The organism is Ferruginibacter sp., assembly GCF_014377975.1.
Classification (GTDB): domain Bacteria; phylum Bacteroidota; class Bacteroidia; order Chitinophagales; family Chitinophagaceae; genus Ferruginibacter.
The window spans coordinates 1-1,702 of record NZ_JACMOO010000410.1 but is presented as its reverse complement, the minus strand read 5'-3'; the positions used below and the strand labels follow the sequence as shown (position 1 = coordinate 1,702).

At 38.8% G+C, this 1,702-nt stretch carries 2 protein-coding genes; one reads left to right on the top strand and one right to left on the bottom strand.

Features of this window, described 5'->3' with window-relative positions; genetic code table 11:
- Positions 1-225: 225 nt before the first annotated feature.
- Positions 226-921 (bottom strand): YjjG family noncanonical pyrimidine nucleotidase, encoded by a 696-nt coding sequence (locus H7254_RS20035; RefSeq protein ID WP_301934665.1) that lies wholly within the window; start codon positions 919-921, stop codon positions 226-228.
- A 92-nt stretch (positions 922-1,013) separates the two neighbouring features.
- On the opposite strand from H7254_RS20035, the gene H7254_RS20030 reads away from it, so the two are divergent.
- A partial coding sequence (locus H7254_RS20030; RefSeq protein ID WP_301934664.1) for an SDR family oxidoreductase occupies positions 1,014-1,702 on the top strand: 689 nt, incomplete at its 3' end.

Genomic DNA, 1,702 nt, shown 5'->3' with positions numbered 1-1,702 from the left:
TTATTTTTATTAGCCACTGCGGCTTTGCTGGTAACCAGCGTAACATTTGCCGATAATGGCAAAAAGAAAAAAGATTGTAAAAAGTCTTGTTCAAAGAGCGGAAAATCCTGCAGCAAAGACAAAGAAGTAAAAGAAAAAGAAGCTGTAAAAGAAAAGACAGCCAATTTGTAAAAATTAATTGAACTAAATATAAATTCCCCTTCCTTCCAGCAGGGGAATTTTATTTTAGAATATAGCCGTCAACTGTTGAAGATGGCTAACGGTAAAAGTTGGTTGCATCGTGGTGGTAATATTGATGTGATTAACAAATACATTGTCCATACCGGCATTGATTGCACCTTGAATGTCCGCATCTAAATTATCACCCAGCATGATGCTTTGGTGCAAACGGGCACCTGTTTTGTTTAGAGCATATTCAAAAATTTCTTTTTTCGGCTTTAAACTGTTGCTTTTTTCTGAGGTTATCACATGAGTGAAATAATTACTCATCCCGCTGTTGTTAAGTTTGCTCCACTGTATTTTTTCAAAACCATTTGTAATCAGGTGCAGCTGGTATTCTTTCGCTGACAGGTAGTCCAGTATTTCTATGGTATGGGGGAATAGTATTTTTTTGGTGGGCAGTATTTCCAAAAACTTTTCACTCATTTCTTTGGCCAGGGGTTCGTCTGCAATTTTAAATTCGAGCAGAGTGCGCCACATTCTTTTCCATTTAAGTTCTTCGCCGGTAATAAATCCTTTGTGATATCTGTCCCACAAAATTTCATTATGAATTTTATACAATTTGTAGAAATCTTCAAAAGGTACCACGCCTTTTTCGTCCAGTTTAAAAAATGCATAAATTTCAATCAGTGTATCTTTGGCATTGGCATCAAAGTCCCAGAGGGTATGGTCGAGGTCAAAAAAAAGGTGTTTGTATTTCATAATCCTGTTATAACTACAAAATTGCTGTTTTATTACTTTACCCGGCTAAAATTGTGTGCTACTTAACAAAAAAACAATGTAAATTTTTTGATATGAATTTAAACACAAGCAACCTAAAAGGTAAAAATATTGTAGTAACAGGTGCATCAAAAGGCATGGGCAAAGCCATTGCAGCAGCCTTTGCGGCTGAGGGTGCCAACCTCTTTTTGTGTGCCCGACATGCAGCGCAATTAAACAAGACGGTAACTGAATTAGGCCAGCAATATTCGGGTGCAACAGTTAATTCAACCACTGCCGATTTATCGGTAAAAGAGGAAGCAATCGCTTTTGGAAACTGGATTAACAAACAGGTTACAGCTGTAGACATCCTGGTAAATAATGCGGGCGTGTTTTTGCCCGGCAGTGTACACAACGAAACGGATGGTATGCTGGAACAAATGATAGAGACTAATTTGTACAGTGCCTATCATGTTACCAGAACTTTATTACCGGCTATGCTGGAGCACCAACAAGGATACATTTTTAATATCTGTTCCATTGCATCGCTGCAGGCTTACAATAATGGCGGAAGCTACAGCATCAGCAAGTTTGCATTGATGGGTTTTAGTAAAAATTTACGGGAAGAATTAAAGCCTTACAACATTAAAGTTGCAGCGGTTTATCCCGGTGCAGTGCTTACCGATTCGTGGGGCAATTATGATAACTCCCAGCATCGGATAATGGAAGCAACCGATATTGCTGCCATGATTGTGGCAGCCAGCAAACTTTCGGCAGGTGCAGT